This window comes from Pseudomonas sp. AL 58, from assembly GCF_036348395.1.
GTDB classification, from domain to species: Bacteria; Pseudomonadota; Gammaproteobacteria; order Pseudomonadales; family Pseudomonadaceae; genus Aquipseudomonas; species Aquipseudomonas defluvii.
The window spans coordinates 194,020-214,377 of sequence record NZ_JAZBQR010000002.1 but is presented as its reverse complement, the minus strand read 5'-3'; the positions used below and the strand labels follow the sequence as shown (position 1 = coordinate 214,377).

At 58.6% G+C, this 20,358-nt stretch carries 12 protein-coding genes; 11 read left to right on the top strand and 1 reads right to left on the bottom strand.

The features are described 5' to 3' along the window. The first annotated feature begins 172 nt into the window (after positions 1-172). The 10 genes from UIA24_RS01355 (at position 173) to UIA24_RS01310 (ending at position 16,983) form a co-directional block, all read left to right on the top strand. Positions 173-886 (top strand): SIMPL domain-containing protein, encoded by a 714-nt coding sequence (locus UIA24_RS01355; RefSeq protein ID WP_330522017.1) that lies wholly within the window; start codon positions 173-175, stop codon positions 884-886. Positions 887-1,145: 259 nt separating this feature from the next. Continuing rightward, the gene (locus UIA24_RS01350; protein ID WP_330522016.1) at positions 1,146-2,771 is read left to right on the top strand and encodes an ABC transporter substrate-binding protein; all 1,626 of its coding nucleotides are present in this window, start codon (positions 1,146-1,148) and stop codon (positions 2,769-2,771) included. Between the two features lie 254 nt (positions 2,772-3,025). Continuing rightward, complete coding sequence (locus tag UIA24_RS01345) at positions 3,026-4,636, top strand: ABC transporter substrate-binding protein (protein ID WP_330522015.1); 1,611 nt, start codon at positions 3,026-3,028, stop codon at positions 4,634-4,636. Positions 4,637-4,728: 92 nt separating this feature from the next. Then, on the top strand, positions 4,729-6,108 hold the full coding sequence (locus UIA24_RS01340; RefSeq protein WP_330522014.1) for an OprD family porin: 1,380 nt from the start codon (positions 4,729-4,731) through the stop codon (positions 6,106-6,108). Positions 6,109-6,182: 74 nt separating this feature from the next. Beyond that, the gene (locus UIA24_RS01335; protein WP_330522013.1) at positions 6,183-7,778 is read left to right on the top strand and encodes an ABC transporter substrate-binding protein; all 1,596 of its coding nucleotides are present in this window, start codon (positions 6,183-6,185) and stop codon (positions 7,776-7,778) included. A gap of 74 nt (positions 7,779-7,852) precedes the next feature. Continuing rightward, positions 7,853-8,863: an ABC transporter permease subunit gene (locus UIA24_RS01330; protein WP_099773622.1), complete on the top strand. Its 1,011-nt coding sequence runs from the start codon at positions 7,853-7,855 to the stop codon at positions 8,861-8,863. 10 nt (positions 8,864-8,873) lie between these two features. Then, a complete protein-coding gene (locus tag UIA24_RS01325) occupies positions 8,874-9,806 on the top strand; it encodes an ABC transporter permease subunit (protein WP_099773621.1) in 933 nt (310 codons plus the stop codon). A gap of 10 nt (positions 9,807-9,816) precedes the next feature. Then, positions 9,817-10,785 (top strand): ABC transporter ATP-binding protein, encoded by a 969-nt coding sequence (locus UIA24_RS01320; RefSeq protein WP_330522012.1) that lies wholly within the window; start codon positions 9,817-9,819, stop codon positions 10,783-10,785. Further along, positions 10,785-11,753: a peptide ABC transporter ATP-binding protein gene (locus UIA24_RS01315; protein ID WP_330522011.1), complete on the top strand. Its 969-nt coding sequence runs from the start codon at positions 10,785-10,787 to the stop codon at positions 11,751-11,753. Before UIA24_RS01320 ends, UIA24_RS01315 begins: the two co-directional genes overlap by 1 nt. Positions 11,754-11,895: 142 nt before the next feature. Continuing rightward, the gene (locus tag UIA24_RS01310; protein ID WP_330522010.1) at positions 11,896-16,983 is read left to right on the top strand and encodes a dermonecrotic toxin domain-containing protein; all 5,088 of its coding nucleotides are present in this window, start codon (positions 11,896-11,898) and stop codon (positions 16,981-16,983) included. Between the two features lie 83 nt (positions 16,984-17,066). Here UIA24_RS01310 and UIA24_RS01305 read toward each other — a convergent pair whose 3' ends face one another. Next, positions 17,067-18,650, bottom strand: a complete 1,584-nt coding sequence (locus UIA24_RS01305; RefSeq protein WP_163934046.1) for a peptide chain release factor 3 — start codon at positions 18,648-18,650, stop codon at positions 17,067-17,069. A gap of 504 nt (positions 18,651-19,154) precedes the next feature. Between UIA24_RS01305 and UIA24_RS01300 the strand changes: the two genes are divergently transcribed. Next, the gene (locus UIA24_RS01300) at positions 19,155-20,318 is read left to right on the top strand and encodes a type III PLP-dependent enzyme (RefSeq protein WP_065759367.1); all 1,164 of its coding nucleotides are present in this window, start codon (positions 19,155-19,157) and stop codon (positions 20,316-20,318) included. The last annotated feature ends 40 nt before the right edge of the window (positions 20,319-20,358 follow it).

Here is a 20,358-nt window from a genome sequence, read left to right as displayed (position 1 = left end):
ATCGTCGCGAGTATACCGAAGGTGAGGCCTGGTCTGCAGCGATGCGGCAACACACCACAGTTTTTTACAGGCCCATACTGGCATTTTTGAACCTCGCTACACTGCCAAGGGTCTTAAGTGTCTGCGTGAAAATGGATGACCATCAACCACGCCTTTTTTCAAGGAGCCCTACATGTATTTCCCTCGTCGCAGTGCAGCAATGCTATTGGCCGCTGGTCTGATGGCCAGCCTCCCGGTGCTGGCTGAAGAACCTCGTTACAATCAAGTATCCCTGCGCGCTGAAGTCAGCAAGGAAGTGGCTCGCGACCTGATGAGCGTAACCTTGTACAGCGAAGCGCAGAATAGCGACCCTGGCAAGCTCGCAGCCGAAATCACCCGAACCATGAATAAGGCCCTGGAGCAGGCACGCTCAGTCAAGGACATCAAAATCAGCCAGGGCAGCCGCAACAGCTACCCCATTTACGACACCAAAGGCCAAAGAATTACCGGCTGGCGTGAACGTGCAGAGCTTCGCCTGGAAAGCACCGACTTCCCGGCGCTGTCGAAACTGACCGGTGAACTGCTGCATGAACTGAAAATGGCCGGCATGGACTTTGCCATTGCACCAGCCACCCGCAAGGCCAGTGAAGATGAACTGCTCAAAGATGCCGTAAACGCCTTCAAGAGCCGTGCGCAACTGGCCACCGAGGCACTGGGCGGCAAGGGTTACAAAGTACTCAACCTGAACCTCAACAGCAGTGGCTATCCGCAACCCTATGCCCGTGGCCCAGTCATGATGATGAAAGCCAGTATGGATGCCGAGGCCGCACCCAGCCCGCAGGTCGAAGCCGGTACCAGCCAGGTCAGCATGAATGCCGACGGTACGATCGAAGTACAAATGCCCTGACATCCGCTAACTGCGCGGCGATTTTCACTCGCCGCGCAGCCGCACCTACACGAAATCATCGTAAAAAAACATAAACATTCACGATTAAGCGTTAAACAAGCCAGATAGTTATACCAACGCGACATCCATGTACGATCGTTCCACATTTTCCCCGTACTCAGTACGCTGAATATTGCATTGGCAATGGGGCCTGCTTAAGTATCCGGCAGGCCGGCTCACGAGGCCGCCCTCACATCAAAATGACAACAATGAGGCCACCATGCTTAAACATGCAGTCATTCCGTTTCTTTTAGGTGCAAGCCTACTCTCCAGTGCCCCGTTCACCCTCGCTGCAGGCAACCTGGTGTTTTGCTCTGAAGGCAGCCCGGCGGGCTTCGACCCCGGCCAATACACCACCGGAACCGACTTCGATGCCTCTGCCGAAACAGTCTTCAACCGCCTGACGCAATTTGAACAAGGCGGCACATCCGTTATCCCGGGCCTTGCAACCCGCTGGGATACTGCCGAGGACGGCCTGAGCTACACCTTCCACCTGCGTGAGGGGGTGAAGTTCCATACCACCAGCTACTTCAAGCCAAGCCGTGAGTTCAACGCCGACGACGTGCTGTTTACCTTCAACCGCATGCTCGACCCATACATGCCATTCCGTAAGGCCTACCCCACCGAGTTCCCCTACTTCACCGACATGGGGATGGACAAAAACATCAGCAAAGTCGAAAAAATCGACGAACACACAGTCAAATTCACGCTAAAGACCGTAGACGCCGCATTCATTCAGAACCTGGCGATGAGCTTCGCCTCGATTCAATCAGCCGAGTACGCCGACCAGTTGCTCAAGGAGGGCAAACCCGCCGACATCAACCAGAAGCCAATCGGCACCGGCCCCTTCGTATTCAGCAAGTACCAGAAAGACGCGCAGATCCGCTTCAAGGGCAACAAGGACTACTGGAAGCCCGAGGACGTGAAGCTGGACAACCTGATCTTCGCCATTACCACAGACGCTTCGGTACGCATGCAGAAACTGAAGAAAAACGAATGCCAGGTCACCTTGTTCCCGCGCCCAGCGGACATTCAATCGCTGAAAAGCGACCCGAACCTGCAAATGCCCGAGCAAGCCGGCTTCAACCTGGGGTACATCGCCTACAACGTGATGGACAAGATCAAGGGCAGCAACGAGCCCAACCCGATGGCTCAGCTCAAGGTACGCCAGGCCCTGGACATGGCTGTGAACAAGAAGCAGATCATCGACTCGGTCTATCAGGGGGCGGGCCAGGAAGCCGTCAATGCCATGCCGCCCACCCAGTGGTCGTATGACGACACCATCAAGGCCACCCCCTACGACCCGGAAAAAGCCAAGGCATTGCTCAAGGAAGCCGGGATCAAGGAAGGCACCGAAATCACCCTGTGGGCCATGCCGGTTCAGCGCCCCTACAACCCCAACGCCAAACTGATGGCCGAAATGCTGCAATCGGACTGGGCCAAAATCGGCATCAAGGCCAAGATCGTCACCTACGAGTGGGGCGAATACATCAAACGCGCCAAGGCAGGCGAGAACGGCGCCATGCTGATCGGCTGGAGCGGCGACAACGGTGACCCCGACAACTGGCTGGGCACGCTTTACGGCTGCGACGCGGTGGACGGCAACAACTTCTCCAAATGGTGCAACACCGAGTACGACACGCTGATCAAGCAAGCCAAGGCCACCTCCGACACAGCCAAGCGCACCGCGCTATACAAGCAAGCACAACACATTATCAAGGACCAGGTGCCGATTACCCCTATCGCGCATTCAACGGTTTACCAACCCATGCGTAAAACCGTGCAGGGGTTCAAGATCAGTCCGTTTGCCTTGAATGCCTTCTACGGGGTCGGCATCAGCCAGTAGACACTGGGGGGTACCCCGGTACCGCCAGACGGCGTGCCGGGGCCAGCCTTTAACGAAGGCCAACATCCTGCCGACGCCCCATCAAGACACAGCCTACGCATCAATCAGAAACATCCTACTTACACCCTCCGCTTTCTTACCTTCCTGAATGCCCCCTGCCCCCCTAACGTCGAAGGTGCATCCGGCCAGTCGCGAGCTTATGGCCGACTGCATGCCACTGACCTGTTCAACAAGAAGAAAAGAAAGGGACCGCCATGCGATACACACCCGTATTTGCCACCTTGCTCGGCCTTGGCCTACTGGCCCAGACACACCTGGCATTGGCCACTCAGGTTCAGGCCAAAGGCAGCCTGGTATTCTGCTCGGAAGGCAGCCCCGCAGGTTTCGATACCGCCCAGTACACCAGTGCCACCGACAACGATGCGGCCGAGCCGATCTACAACCGACTGGTGGAATTCGAACGAGGCAGCACCATCGTCAAACCGGCACTGGCAACCCATTGGGAGGTATCCAGGGATGGTTTGCACTACACCTTCCACTTACGTGAAGGCGTCACGTTCCACAGCAACAAGGCCTTCACCCCTACCCGCACGTTCAACGCCGATGACGTGCTGTTCACCTTCCAGCGCATGCTCGACAAAACCCATCCGTTTCGCCAGGCCTACCCTACCGAGTTCCCCTACTTCGTGAGCATGAGCCTGGACAAGAACATCGCCAAGGTGGAGAAGCTCGACGCGCATACCGTCAGGTTTACCCTCAACAGCATCGATGCCGCATTCATCCAGAACATGGCCATGAGTTTCGCTTCGATCCTCTCTGCCGAGTACGCCAACCAGTTGCTGGCCAGCGGAAAACCGAGCGACATCAACCAGCACCCCATTGGCACCGGCCCCTTTGTCTTCCAGCGCTACCAAAAAGATTCGCAGATTCGCTACCAGGCCAACAAAGCCTATTGGGACCCCAGCCAGGTCAAGGTCGAGCGCCTGATTTTCTCGATCAACGTCGACCCATCGGTGCGCGTCCAGAAACTGCGCAAGAACGAATGCCAGGTGACCCTGAATCCGCGCCCGGCCGACCTCGATGCACTCAAGCAGGACCTGAAGCTGCAGGTGATCGAAAAGCCTGGATTCAACCTTGGCTATATCGCCTACAACGTCCAGCGCGCACCGTTCGATCAGTTGCAGGTGCGCCAGGCCATGGACATGGCGGTCAACAAGCCCGCCATCGTCAATGCGGTTTACCAGCAGGCCGGGCAACTGGCCGTCGGCAGCATGCCGCCGACCCAGTGGTCGTACGACGAAACCCTCAAGGACGCCGGGTACAACCCGCAAAAAGCACGCGAACTGCTCAAGGCCGCAGGCGTCAAGGAAGGGACCGAAATCACCCTGTGGGCCATGCCCGTGCAACGCCCTTACAACCCCAACGCCAAGTTGATGGCCGAGATGCTGCAAGCCGATTGGGGCAAGGTCGGCTTCAAGGTCAAGATCGTCAGCTACGAGTGGGGGGAATACCTCAAGCGCACCAAGGACGGTGAACACGACATCTCGCTGATCGGCTGGACAGGCGACAACGGTGACCCGGACAACTGGCTGGGCACGCTGTACAGCTGTGACGCGATTGGCAGCAACAACTACTCCATGTGGTGCGATGCGGACTATGACGCGCTGGTTAAAAAGGCCAAGACCGTCACCGACCGCGTGCAACGTACCGCGCTCTACCAGCAAGCCCAACAGCGCCTGAAGCAACAGGTCCCCATCACGCCAATCGCTCACTCGACCGTCAATCAGCCGCTCAGCGCCAAGGTCGAGGGCTTCAAGGTGAGCCCGTTCGGCCGCAACAACTTCTCAGGTGTCAGCGTGGATTGAACGCCTGGTTCATCCAAACCAGTTCCACCGCAGTACCCGCACGGCTCACGAGGCTGGACGGTTAATAGAAAGAGAAGAAAGGGAGTTTTACCTTGAGACGAACCAAGAACGCAGTACTGGCCTTATCCCTCAGTAGCCTATCCACACTGGCCCTGGCAGAACCCATCAGCCAGGCATTCGTCCCGGTGACGGTCAAATCCACCAGCGATCAAAACGAAGCCAAAGGCTTCATCGAAGGGCAGAGCCTGTCCGGTTCGACCCGCAACTGGTATGCCCATGAGCGTGCTACCCGTGCACCCCTGTGGAAATACTACAAACGTGATGGTAGCCGTCATGACACCCATAGCCGTAACAACTGGGTACAGGGCACCATTCTCAACTACACCTCCGGTTTCACCGAAGGCACTGTCGGCTTAAGCACCGAAGTCGCCGCCTATAACGCCATTGCGCTTGAGCAAGGCCGCGCCGCCGTCGCCGGGCCAAACAACCGCACCCTGACCCACCGCGACGGAGAGGTCATCGGCCAATGGAGCAAGATGGGCCTGGCCAACCTCAAGGCGCGGGTCTCCAACACCACCCTCACAGCAGGCCGTCAGTCCATCGACACGCCGGTTATTGCCTACATTGGCAACCGTGCACTGCCTTCCAGCTTCCAGGGTGTCAGCATCCACAGCGCAGAGTTCGACAACCTGTCGTTCGATGCCGGCACCTTCGACCGCGTCTCGACCCGAACCGAGCAAGGCCAGAGCAAGTTCCGCTCCGAATATGGCGACAGCAACCAGTACACCGACCGCATCAGCATGGCCGGCGTCAACTACCAGCCACTCAAGAGCTTGAACACCAGCCTCTACCTGTCCAATGTCGAAGACCTTTGGAACCAGTACTATTTCGGCGCCACGCACGAGCTGGGCGACAGCGCACTGCTGAGCCTGAGCACGGGGCTGAACTACTACAAAACCCGGGATGAAGGTAAACGCAAACTGGGTGAGATCGACAATGACACCTACAGCCTGTCGCTAGGCCTGACCCATCAGGCGCACAAACTCAGCGTTTCCTACCAGCAGGTAAACGGCAACGAGTACTTCGACTACCTCCATGATACCAACGCCATCTTTCTGGCCAACTCACTGCTCTCGGACTTCAACGGCCCGAACGAAAAATCCCTGCAGGTGGCCTACACCCTGAACATGGCCGGGTATGGTGTTCCGGGGCTGAAGTTTAATATCTATAACGCCCGTGGCTGGGGTATCGACGGCACCCACTACACGAGCACCGGCTACGACGTGCGTGGCCTTGAGGGTGAAAACCACTACGAGTACGGCATAGGCAGCAGTTACACCGTGCAGAGCGGCTCGCTCAAAGACACCACGGTACGCGCCACCTACACCGCGCACCGTGCCAGCAAGGCCCAGGCCGACGGTAGCCTGGACGAGTTCCGGGTCGTGACCACCATTCCATTCAACATCCTTTAGGGGGCATGGCCACGGGGGATTAGACGAATCGCCCGTGGCAACTAACCTGCTTTAATTGATCGCTGGGAGCTTTCATGAAACTGCGACCCCTTCAGGCTGCCCTGGCAGCCCTACTGTTGAGCACTGCAGCTGGCGTGGCAGCCAAGCCACTGGTGGTATGTACCGAGGCCAGCCCGGAAGGCTTCGACATCGTTCAATACACCACCGCAGTGACGGCCGATGCGGCCGCCGAAACCGTGTTCAACCGGCTGGTAGACTTCAAGCCGGGCACCACCGACATCGAACCGGCCCTGGCCGAGCGCTGGGAAATCAGCCCGGATGGGCTGACGTACACGTTCTACCTGCGCCGGGGCGTGAAGTTCCACAAAACCGACTACTTCACCCCAAGCCGTGAGTTGAATGCCGACGATGTGCTCTGGAGCTTTCAGCGCCAACTCGACCCCAAGCATCCCTGGCATGACAAGGCCAGCGTCGGCTTTCCCTACTTTGAAAGCATGGGTTTCAAAGACCTGCTCAAAGGTGTCGAGAAAGTCGACGAGCACACCGTCACCTTTACCCTGACACGCCCGGAAGCACCGTTCCTGCGTGACCTGGCCATGGCCTTCACCTCGATCTATTCGGCCGAGTATGCCAACCAGTTGCTGGCGACCAACAAGACGGCCAACCTCAACAGCCAACCAATCGGCACCGGCCCATTCATTTTTCAGCGCTACAAAAAAGACGCTCAGGTGCGCTTCAAGGCCAACCCCGAGTATTTCCGGGGCAAACCACCCAGCGACCCTCTGGTGCTGACCATCGCCACCGACAACAATGTGCGCCTGCAAAAACTCAAGGCCAATGAGTGCCAGGTCGCGCTGTACCCCAAGCCCGATGACATCCCCAGTATCCGCCAAGACCCGAACCTGAAAGTTGATGAACTGGAGGCCCTGACCACCGGTTACATCTCACTGAACACCGAGCACAAGTACCTCAGTGACGTGCGGGTACGCAAAGCGATCAACCTGGCTTTCGATAAACAGGCCCATGTTGATCAACTGTTTGGCAAAGGCAACGCGCTGATCGGCATAAACCCCCACCCGCCCACACTGATTGGCTTCAACAACGCCAACCAGAACCCGCCCCGGGATCTGGATAAAGCCCGAGCCCTGCTCAAGGAAGCCGGCGTACCGGAAGGCACCGTATTGACCCTGTACACCCGTAACGGTGGTGGCCCGACCAACCCCAACCCGCGATTGAGCGCAGAAATGCTCCAGGCCGACCTGGCCAGGATTGGTCTTAAGGTCGACATCCGCGTGATGGAATGGGCAGAAATGCTCAAGCGCGCGAAGAAGGGAGAACCCGACATGGTCTCGACCGGCTGGGCCGGTGACAATGGCGACCCGGATAACTTCCTCAGCCCGCTGCTGAGCTGCGACGCCGTAAAAAGTGGCGAGAACTACGCACGCTGGTGTAACCCGACCTTCCAGGCGCTGATCACCAAAGCCCGCGAGACCATCGACACGGGTGAGCGCGCAGCACTCTATGAGAAAGCCCTGGCGGTGTACGATGAAGACCAACCGTGGATCAGCATCGCACATCCGAAGATGTTTACCGCCATGCGCAAGAACGTCGAGGGCTTCCACATCAGCCCGCTGACCACCAACAACTTCGCTACCACCCTGGTGAAGTAGAACAACAACGCCCGCCCGCGCCTTATCCGGGCGTTGGCGGGTACGCCTAACCGGCTGATGAGGTACACCAGAACATGTTTAGTTTTATTGCCCGACGACTGGGACTGTTGATCCCGACCTTCTTCGGCATCACCTTACTGACGTTCGCGCTCATACGATTGATACCAGGTGATCCGGTCGAAGTGATGATGGGCGAGCGTCGCGTTGACCCTGAAATGCACGCACAAGCCATGGAGCGGCTGGGGCTGAACAAACCATTACCGGTGCAGTACCTGGACTACATTAGCAAGCTTGCCCAGGGTGATCTGGGCGAGTCGCTGCGCACGCGCGAAAGCGTCTGGAAAGAGTTTCTCACCCTGTTCCCGGCCACCCTGGAACTGGCGCTTGCCGCCCTGCTGTTTGCCGGCGTGTTCGGCCTGTTGGCCGGGGTGGTCGCCGCCCTCAAGCGCGGCTCGCTACTCGACCACGGCGTGATGGGTATCTCGCTGGCCGGCTACTCCATGCCGATTTTCTGGTGGGGCCTGATCCTGATCATGTTCTTCTCGGTCAGCCTCGGCTGGACACCCGTTTCCGAACGTATCAGCTCGCTCTACGACATCGAGCCCATCACCGGCTTCATGCTCATCGATACCCTGTTCAGTGAAGAGGAAGGCGCCTTCAAGGATGCGCTCATGCACCTGATTCTGCCGGCCATCGTCCTGGGCACCATCCCGCTGGCGGTGATTGCACGCATGACGCGCTCCTCGATGCTCGAGGTGCTGCGCGAGGACTACATTCGCACTGCCCGCGCGAAAGGCCTGTCGCCTGCCCGCGTGGTCTTCGTGCATGGCCTGCGCAACGCATTGATCCCGGTTCTGACCGTGTTCGGCCTGCAGGTCGGCACCCTGCTCGGCGGCGCCGTGCTGACCGAAACCATCTTTTCCTGGCCGGGCATCGGCAAGTGGCTGATCGAAGCCATCGGCGCCCGTGACTACCCCGTGGTACAGAATGGCATCCTGCTGATCGCCTGCCTGGTGATCCTGGTGAACTTCGTCGTGGATATCCTCTACGGCCTGGTCAACCCACGCATTCGCCACCAGCGCTGAGGCCGAGACAATGACTGACCCAATCGTAAAATCCGCCTCTGCCGTGCCGCCCAGCGCCGTGGACCAGAGCCTGCTCTACCCATCGCCGTACACCGAATTCTGGCAGGCCTTCGCCCGCAACAAAGGCGCCTTCGCCGGCCTGCTGTTCATGTGCCTGATCGTGTTCTGTGCGCTCTTCGCGCCATGGGTCGCGCCCCATGAGCCAAGCGAACAGTACCGAGATTTCCTGCTGACCCCGCCGGTCTGGCTCGAGGGCGGCACCTGGCAGTTCATCCTCGGCACCGACGAGCTCGGCCGCGACCTGCTCTCGCGACTGATCCATGGCTCGCGCCTGTCCTTGCTGATCGGCCTGTCCTCAGTGGTCATGTCGCTGATCCCCGGGGTGCTGATGGGGCTGTTGGCCGGGTTCTTTCCACGCCTGCTCGGCCCGTCGATCATGCGCCTGATGGACGTCATGCTGGCCCTGCCTTCGCTGCTGCTGGCCGTGGCCATCGTAGCCATTCTCGGCCCTGGCCTGATCAACACCGTGATTGCCATTGCCATCGTTTCGTTGCCGTCCTACGTGCGCCTGACCCGTGCCGCGGTGATGGGAGAACTGAACCGTGACTACGTGACCGCTGCGCGCCTGGCCGGTGCCAGCTTGCCACGGCTGATGTTCATCACCGTATTGCCCAACTGCATGGCACCGCTGATCGTCCAGGCAACCTTGAGTTTTTCCTCGGCCATCCTCGATGCCGCGGCCCTGGGCTTCCTCGGTCTTGGCGTACAACCGCCAACTCCCGAGTGGGGCACCATGCTGGCCTCGGCCCGCGATTACATCGAGCGCGCCTGGTGGGTCGTGAGCCTGCCCGGCCTGACCATTTTGCTCAGCGTGCTGGCAATCAACCTGATGGGCGACGGGCTGCGCGACGCGCTGGACCCGAAACTCAAGAATGCCGCCTGAGGAGACGCCCATGTCACTGTTGCAGATCAACAATCTCAATGTGCGCTTTGGCGATGCCAAGGCGGTCCCCGTGGTCGACGGTCTCGACCTCAGCGTGGAAAAAGGCGAAGTGCTGGCCATCGTCGGTGAGTCCGGTTCGGGAAAATCCGTGACCATGATGGCACTGATGGGCCTGATCGACGCCCCCGGCATCGTCACCGCCGACAGCATGACGTTCGACGGCAACGACATGCTCAAGCTCAGCTCGCGGCAACGGCGCAAGGTCGTCGGCAAGGACTTGGCGATGGTCTTCCAGGACCCGATGACCGCGCTCAATCCCAGCTATACCGTCGGTTTTCAGATCGAGGAAGTGCTGCGCCAGCACCTTGGTCTGCGCGGCAAGGCAGCCCGCCAGCGGGCGCTGGAACTCCTCAAGAAAGTCGAAATTCCGGCGGCTGAAAGCCGGCTGGACGCCTACCCGCACCAACTCTCGGGCGGCATGAGCCAACGCGTGGCGATTGCCATGGCGATTGCCGGCGAGCCCAAGTTGCTGATCGCCGACGAGCCGACCACCGCACTGGACGTCACCATTCAGGCGCAGATCATGGAGTTGCTGCTCAACCTGCAACAGGAGCAGGACATGGCCCTGATCCTGATCACCCATGACCTGGCCGTGGTGGCCGAAACAGCCAGGCGCGTATGCGTCATGTACGCCGGCCAAGCCGTTGAAATTGGCCAGGTACCGACGCTGTTCGAGGTGCCTGCGCACCCTTACAGCGAAGCGCTGCTGGCGGCCATTCCCGAGCACAGTGAAGGCGCTGCACGCCTGGCAACCTTGCCCGGTATCGTTCCGGGGCGCTATGACAGACCACAGGGCTGCCTGCTCTCACCGCGCTGCCCCTACGTTCAGGATCACTGCCGCCAGCAACGTCCGAACCTGGACAGACAGGCCCACAGCCTGGTCCGTTGTTTCTACCCGCTGAACCAGGAGGTGGCGTAATGAGCGTCGTTCTTACCGCCCGTGAGCTTACCCGTCACTACGAAGTCTCACGTGGCCTGTTCAAAGGCCACGCACTGGTCCGCGCGCTGAATGGCGTCTCCTTTGAACTGGAAGCCGGCAAGACCCTGGCAGTCGTGGGTGAGTCCGGCTGCGGCAAATCAACCCTGGCCCGGGCCCTGACCCTTATTGAAGAACCCTCCTCCGGCTCCCTGAAAATTGCCGGGCAAGAAGTCACGGGCGCCAACAAGGCTCAGCGCAAACAACTGCGCAAAGATGTGCAGATGGTTTTCCAGAGCCCCTATGCTTCGTTGAACCCTCGACAGAAGATTGGCGACCAACTCGCCGAACCCTTGCTGATCAACACCCACCTCTCCAAAGCCGAACGACGAGAGAAGGTTCAGGCGATGATGCAACAGGTCGGCCTTCGCCCTGAACACTACCAACGCTACCCGCATATGTTTTCTGGCGGTCAGCGCCAGCGTATCGCTCTCGCCCGGGCCATGATGCTGCAACCCAAGGTGCTGGTGGCCGACGAGCCAACCTCGGCGCTGGACGTATCTATCCAGGCGCAAGTGTTGAACCTGTTCATGGACCTGCAAAACGAGTTCAACACGGCGTATGTGTTCATCTCCCACAACCTGGCCGTGGTGCGACACGTGGCCGACCAGGTCCTGGTGATGTACCTCGGCCGCCCGGCAGAAATGGGCCCGAAAGAAGACATCTACAACAGGCCACTGCACCCCTACACCCAGGCCTTGTTGTCAGCAACCCCGACCTTGCACCCGGACCCGCTCAAACCGAAAATCAAGATCGCTGGCGAACTGCCCAACCCGCTGGACCCACCATCAGGTTGTGCATTCCACAAGCGCTGCCCGCACGCCACCGAACGTTGCGCCCAGGAGGTACCGGCGTTCCGTCAGGTGGAAACACGGCAGGTCGCCTGTCACTACGCAGAGCAGTTCCTCTAGCAGAGACATGGCAGTGTCAGCAGCACCCTTGAAATAAATATCACCTTTGAGACACCGCATCCCGGCACCGTGAACGCACCGCCGGGGTGCTGCGTTCACGTACAGCAGCCCGGACAGCCTAACCACCTGCCGAGACTGTGCCATGAGCCTCAATACCCTCCCGTACTATCACACCGATGCACTGCACAAACGCTTTGAAGATCACCTGCAAGACGCCGCCTCTGCTAAACGTATTAGCGCCGTGGAGGCAAACCAGCTCTCACGCCTGACCAGCACGGCGCCTCAGCCCGACGCTCGCGCGGATACACGCGTGGACTACCTCGATGCGGTGAGCGCATCCGGTCAAACCATTGCCCTGATCTCGACACTGCTGATCAGCCACTCCACGCAAACAGCAGTGTTCATCTACAACCCTGTACTGGGCATCATGAAATTCGATGATCGTCTGCAGGCTCGCAATGCACTCATCCAGATGCTCGGTAACGCCGAGACCGCCTTGGCCCTGCTGCAATACACCGATGCCGAAGCCTATCGACAATGGCGTAACGACCCGGTCGTGGACCTGGAAGACAACCTGATCGAAGGGGCGGTATTTGAGTGGTTGATGCTGAGCATCAATTCACGTCTCGGCCAGAACCTGACCACCCTGCAAACCCTGCTCCTCAACCAGCCGGCTCCCGAAACGCTGCTAACCCAAGCCTTCGTGACCCAACTACGCGTGCAGTGGCCCGATGCAGCCATCAACCCCGCTACCCGGGAAGTCAAAGTGTCCGCTCAGCGCCTGTCCAACCGCGCCCAGGGGCAGGATTATCACCAAAGCCTGAACGATACCCTTCTGGAAACGCTGGCAGACCCCACACTCATTGGAAACGGGGCACATGAACTGCTGAACCCCGACGGCACGCGAGCCAGCGCGCAAGACCAAAAAAAACTCAATACCGCACTGCGCCTGACTCGGGCGCAGTTGAGTGAGCACTGCACCACTCAGCTTGATAACCACTGGGCAGCATCACGCTCCGAGGGCCTGAGCCCTACTGAGCAACTGACCCATGCGTTACGCAGCCGTTTTCTTGAAGCCCTAACCCAGCTCGCCTGGAGTAACGACCTGAGCAACCAGGAGTACAGGACCCTGATCAAATGGTCCAAGGCAGAATACTTACCGGAGCTGCAGGCCTGGTACCTGAAACCCACAGCCTCGACAACCGCGACAGTTCCGCTGGAAACCGTCATGTTGCTGGGCACTGCGGATGCGCCGTCAACTCCGTGCTATAGCTACACCCCTACCGGAGGGCTGAAGCGTCACACAAACCGCCAGGCGTTCTTGAATACACTGGCAATCGATGACGTACCACTACTACCCATGCAGGCTCCGGCCCTGCAAACCTACACCCAACGCCTACTCAGCGTACCGCGCCAGCGCCTGACCCAGGCCCTGCGTCAACAAGGCCCATTGGCGTTTGTCAGTGTCTGTCAGAAAGCCCTTGAGCTGGAAAGCTTGATTGATCCCTGCCTGCCACGCCTGATGATGCCGTATGTCCGCAAGGATAGAGAGAGCAGCGCCTCGCTCACGGCAATCAAGCATGACTTGAACAGCGAAACGCTTTCGCTCCAAGACCTGAAGCACATCAAACGCCGCGTGGAACAGAACAACACACAACTGCTGGAAGCCCGTCCAAGCCTGGATTCCGTCACCCTGTCGCTGATTGAAAACAACCTGTGCTACCTACTCGGCTCCATGCCGGCAGCGTCTGTCCTGCTGCAGAACGGCGCCGATGGAACCCCCAACCAGAGCCTCAGTGAGTTGATCTGGGAAAACCTGAGCAAACGGAATGCGACGTCGGCGACTCAACAGCCGGCACAACACCGCCTGGCCGCCAACGCTCAAGCGCTGCTGCCGCTACTGACAGCCCCGGTCATCAACCAGTGTGTCGACAAAGTGACCGGCTCACTTCGTCATTATCTGGCCCATGCAGTCGTGCGTAATCAGAACCAAGAGCGACACACGGCACAAAACCTGTACGGCTTGACACTGCGGCTGGAACTGCAGCTGGCTCGTCAGAAAAACACCCTCGAACAACCGGCAATCGACCTCATCCAAGCGGTGCTCAACTACCCGATATCACGCACCCGACCGCTGCTGGAGGGTGCTCCGGCCATGGTTTGGCAACTGAACATTACCTACAAGGGCAAGCACGAAACGCAGGTTGCCAACCTCTTGCTACTGTCACGCAACCCCCTGGAAACAGCAGAAGCCCCCCTGATTCTGTGGACACGGGCATTAGGCTTTGAAACCTTCACGTCACTCCAGTCCCTCAACCAGAAGCTTCAGGCGCGGCTAACCAACTTTCACAGCGCAGAATCACTCTACGATTGCGTTGCAGAAGAGGATAGCGTGCTGCCGGATAGCGCCCCTATGGCGCCGCAAGTGACACCTCCGACCTTGAACTGGAGCCCGATCAAGACCAATGTGCTGCAACGGCTCGAAGCCCTCGACAGCAGCCTTCGCCAGCGCAACACCCTGTTCGTCTTCGATCAGATCATCAATGCCGGGCTGTCGGGCAATGGTCTGCCGGAACTGCTGCATACCTATACGCCCATGGACAGCAGCGAAGTACAGTTGCTGCGCTTCAAGCGTGAAATACGCGAACAAACCGTGCGCGCGGCAATCCCGAAGTGGCTGCTGGATGCAACCTACCAGGACAAATTCGATTATCTGGAAATCCTGGGGCGCAACCTGCTCAATATCACATCGGAAGAAGATTACCTCTCCGATATGCCCACCATCGCGGACTATGCCTATGAGCGACTGGCCACTCAGCTTGATAGCGACTTTCCGGCCAAACGCTATCCGCCGGATGGCATTTTCATCACCACCATCGCCTGCATCTCAACGCTACCGCCCATTGGCGAAGTGCCCTCAGGCTCTACAGGCGAATGCATCCACCATCGACAAACATTGGTCGAATATGCACTGAATCACTTCCGAGACTGGAGCAACCCCATCACCGCACTGGAATTGGAAAACGGTGCAGCGCCCCCCGCGGCAATGAACGTGGACTACATCAAGGACCTGGTCAGGCGCCTGGATATTGGTAGCAACTATCAGACATTGTTCAGTCAGACATTTGACCCTGCCAGCCCCGGCTTCAACCATCGTCTGGAGCTGTTTTGCCGCCAAGTACCCGACCAAATGCTTGAACGTGCATTCAATGCCTACCTGAAGCGAAACCTGAGTAAAACTGCCGTAAACGTTGTGAAGCAAGTGGTACAAATGCCCGATGCGACCGCCCGCTTACCGCTGGATGGCAAGCGCATCCAACTGACACCGCTGGCGCTGATCGCACAATCGGATTTACCCGCCGATATTGTCCCCGACCTCTACCTGTTTCGAGCAGAAGACACCGACCCCGTAGTGCTCTATGCCCCGTACTGCGAAAGTTTTACGTTCAAGGAATTCAGCAGCACCACAGCACTACTGGCACAACTGAAGACAGACACCGCGTTGCAAGCCCTGGTACTCGCCCAGTTACCAGAGACCTTGCGCAGACGCTATGACAACAATGGCTTCGACGAACCCCACTTGCCCTTCAGTGCAGAATCGGACTTCGACCTGCCGTTATCGAGACCAGGCCCCGTTACCCTTGCCAACCTGCCGGTCAAGGGCAACGCGCTGCATTACCTGTTCGAGGAAAACATTCGCACCCTCAAGCGCATGCTGGACGCCCAACTGATCAGCACCGAAAAGGCTGACTGGGAATCGCTCAAACATATCCTCGGGCTTGTGTTCAACCAACTGAGTTTTTTCGTACCGGGCAAGATTGGACTGCTGCTCGGCGCCTGGCAGGCAGAAATGACGGTGCTACAAATTGCACGTAACGACGAGGGCAGCGATTGGCCGGCGCATACCGCCGAACTGCTGTGCGTATTGGTGCAAAGCCTGCTGATTGGCCACAGCGCCAGCACGCTGGGCGACGTAGAAAACCTTAATGCCGAACGCCAGTTCTGGCAAAACCTGTACCTTGACGAGCACTCCCCCATACCTTTGGCACGCTATGAAGCGCCCACCCAAGCGCTGGAGTTAATGGTGTTCGACAGCCTTACTCAGGTCTACAGAGACGCGGGCACAGGCAAACACTATGTCAATATCGATGGACACGTATACCGGGCAACCTTCTCGGACGCCAACTGGTACCTGATCGATGAGGCCGAAGATAACCTTGGCCCTCGTTTGCGCCTGAGCGCCGCCAACCGATGGGAGATCGACCCGACGCTGCCGCTTCCGATAGAGCATGGCGCTGTCCTGACCCGGCTAGGTGGCCAGTACACGCGCTGGAAGGCTCGCCGCGAAAACGTCATTATTGTCGCGAGCGGAATGCGGCAGATTCAAAACATGATGCCCAGCCGCGCGCAAAAAATACGCCAAGCACATCGCACCGCCATGATGTACTTGACGAACTGCCTGAAAAACCTGCGCAACGCCGATCCAGCCACACACGTCCCGGTAGAAACCCAACGCATCATCAGCGACTTCTTCGGTGTACCGGCCCTGACCGAGCCACTCCGGCAATACATGCATGAGTCGGTCAATGCCGTCATCGATATGATGGGGTCAGGCAGCTACTCGCCGCAGTCCTCGTCACGCTACATCATCGGTACAAGCACAATTAACAGCGAGGGACTGGCGTTCACGGTGCCTTCGGATCTCGAAAAGCAGATTTTCATGCTCGACGGCTACTTTGACTACAGTTTCGCCAGCACATTCACCTTCCGTGCAGGCTACACGCAGGATGATGCCGCCGCCATTTTCAGGGCAGCCGTGCTGGTTCACGAGTTCACGCACCTGGCCTACAACACGCGCGACATCTGCTACAACGAAGGCACCTTGCCCTTCCTGAACCTGCTGGCGCCTGTTCCCAAGACACTCTGGCTGAGGCAACGCCAAGACACCACATTCTCACACCGCACACCGGCCAATGAGTTGTTTGTCATACAGGATCACCCGAATGGCGCCCCTCGCGACATTCGTGACGATGATCGAAAGGGGCGGCGATTCATCCTGCAGACCACGGGCGCTAAAAACCTCGACGATGCCCGTCAGGTTTTTCTGAACGATGCAGAAAAGCGTGCGCAAATCATGCTGAAAAACGCCGACTCGTTGACCTTGCTGATCTTCCGCATGGGTGAACGTCTGCATAGCCCGAGCGTACCGGCAGCTCGCGTAGGCGGCTAATGCGACACCTGTACGCAGGCAAGCCCGTCTCCCACAACAGCCTCAGGCGTGCTGGGTTGCAGGAACGGGCTTGCCGGCGAGCTTTAGTGGTGCTCGCGCGTGGCGCGGAACTTCACATCTGGCCAGCGCTCTTCCATCAGTGCCAGGTTGACCCGGGTCGGCGCCAGGTAGGTCAGGTGACCACCACCGTCGATGGCCAGGTTTTCCATGGCCTTGACCTTGAATTCCTCGAGCTTTTTCTTGTCGTCGCACTGGATCCAGCGGGCCGACCACACGGTGATCGGCTCGTAGGCGCATTCAACCTTGTACTCTTCCTTCAAACGGCTGGCGACCACATCGAACTGCAGCACACCCACGGCACCGAGGATGATGTCGTTGCTGCGCTCTGGGAAGAACACCTGGGTCGCGCCCTCTTCGGCCAACTGCTGCAGGCCCTGACGCAGTTGCTTGGACTTGAGCGGGTCTTTAAGGCGAACGCGGCGGAACAATTCAGGGGCAAAGTGAGGAATGCCGGTGAAGCCCAGGTTCTCACCTTCAGTGAAGGTGTCGCCAATCTGGATGGTGCCGTGGTTATGCAAACCGATGATGTCGCCGGCCCAGGCTTCCTCCAGTTGCTCACGCTCGGAGGAGAAGAAGGTCAGAGCATCGCCGATACGCAGGTCTTTGCCGGTGCGTACATGGCGCATCTTCATGCCCTTCTCGTAACGGCCCGAACAGATCCGCATGAAGGCGATACGGTCGCGGTGTTTCGGGTCCATGTTCGCCTGGATCTTGAAGACGAAACCGCTGAACTTCTCTTCGGTCGGCTCCACCGTGCGCTCATTGGCTACACGCGGCAGCGGACGCGGCGCCCAGTCGACCACGGCGTCAAGGACATGGTCCACACCAAAGTTGCCCAGCGCGGTACCAAAGAACACCGGCGTCAACTCACCGTTCATGAACTCGTCCTGGTCGAACTCATGGCAGGCGCCCTGAACAAGTTCCAGTTGCTCGATGAAACGCTCGTATTCATCACCCAGGTGCGCGCGGGCCTCGTCCGAGTCGAGTTTCTCGATGATCTTCACCTCGGTACGCTCGTGACCGTGGCCCGGGGTGTAGACAATGATGTAGTCGCCGGACAGGTGGTAAACACCCTTGAAGTCCTTGTAGCAGCCGATCGGCCAGGTGATCGGCGCGGCCTTGATCTTCAGGACCGCTTCGATCTCGTCGAGCAACTCGATCGGGTCACGAATATCACGGTCGAGTTTGTTGATGAAGCTGACGATAGGCGTGTCGCGCAGGCGGCAGACATCCATCAGGGCAATGGTACGTGGCTCAACGCCTTTACCGCCGTCGAGGACCATCAGCGCCGAGTCCACTGCTGTCAGCGTGCGGTAGGTATCTTCAGAGAAGTCTTCGTGGCCCGGGGTGTCGAGCAGGTTGATCATGTGATCGCGGTAAGGGAACTGCATCACCGAGGTGGTGATGGAGATGCCGCGCTGCTTCTCCATTTCCATCCAGTCGGAGGTGGCATGGCGATCGGACTTTCGCGATTTCACCGTACCAGCGACGGCAATCGCCTTGCCCATCAGCAGGAGCTTCTCGGTGATGGTGGTTTTACCCGCATCGGGGTGGGAAATAATGGCGAAAGTGCGACGCTTCGCGACTTCGGCGGCCTGGTTGGTCATGGGAAATCGCCTGACTGGGGATTCAAAAGGGCCAAAATTATACCCGAACTTGCCGGTGGACCAAAGTCGAGACTCCCAACGACCAGGGCAGACTCACACACGGCGATCGTACAGCGGCCAAGCCCCGGTACAACGGCCGCAGCAATGGCCTTGGCATGAGCCGATGTGGACTGTTTTCAAAGACATCCATCTGTCATGCGGCTCGGTTACAAAGAGACTGCGCAACGCCGGGCGACAGACGTGTGCAAAAACGCGACATTTTTTGTTGATCTTGAACCCCTCAAGTCCTAAAGTTCGCGCCGAGCGTCCATGCTGGAAACGATCCATCCGGCTCAAGTACTGACGACGAGACAGCAAGGTCACCCGTAGCGCCTTTTTCACCGCACGGTTGACCTTTTTGCTTTCGGCGACATGCCTTGGGAAGTAGGCGAACCAAAGTGGGGATACGGAGGGCGCTCAGCTGCAGCCACTTATTTTTTTAGTTTGCCCATGGAGTCCCTAAGCATGTCGATTCAGGTCGAAGACTACTTCGCGCGCGAAACCTTTCAAAAAATGAAGGCGTTCGCCGACAAGCAAGAAACCCCGTTCGTACTTATCGACACCCAGATGATCAGCCAGGCCTATGACGACCTGCGTGCTGGCTTCGAATTCGCCAAGGTCTACTACGCGGTCAAGGCCAACCCGGCGGTCGAAATCATCGATCTGCTGCGCGACAAGGGTTCGAGCTTTGACATCGCCTCGATCTACGAGCTCGACAAAGTGCTGGGCCGCGGTGTCACCCCAGACCGCATCAGCTATGGCAACACCATCAAGAAATCCAAGGACATCCGCTACTTCTACGAGAAGGGCGTGCGCCTGTATGCCACCGACTCCGAAGCCGACCTGCGCAACATCGCCAAGGCCGCACCGGGCTCGAAAGTCTACGTGCGTATCCTGACCGAAGGTTCGACCACCGCTGACTGGCCGTTGTCGCGCAAGTTCGGTTGCCAGACCGACATGGCCATGGACCTGCTGATCCTCGCCCGCGACCTGGGCCTGGTGCCTTACGGCATCTCCTTCCATGTGGGTTCGCAACAGCGCGACATCAGCGTCTGGGACGCGGCCATCGCTAAGGTCAAAGTGATCTTCGAGCGTCTGAAAGACGAAGACGGCATCGAACTGAAGCTGATCAACATGGGTGGCGGCTTCCCGGCCAACTACATCACCCGTACCAACAGCCTGGAAACCTACGCCGAGGAAATCATCCGCTTCCTGAGGGAAGACTTCGGTGACGACCTGCCAGAAATCATCCTTGAGCCTGGCCGCTCGCTGATTGCCAACGCCGGTATTCTGGTCAGCGAAGTGGTGCTGGTCGCCCGCAAATCGCGTACCGCGGTTGAGCGTTGGGTCTACACCGACGTGGGCAAATTCTCCGGCCTGATCGAAACCATGGACGAGTCCATCAAGTTCCCGATCTGGACCGAGAAAAAAGGCGAGATGGAAGAAGTCGTGATCGCCGGCCCAACCTGCGATAGCGCCGACATCATGTACGAGCACTACAAGTACGGCCTGCCACTGAACCTGGCTATCGGCGACCGCCTGTACTGGCTGTCGACCGGCGCCTACACCACCAGCTACAGCGCGGTAGAGTTCAACGGCTTCCCGCCGCTGAAAGCCTACTACCTGTAAACGGCTGAACCTTATCGCCGGCACGCTCGGCTCCTGCAGC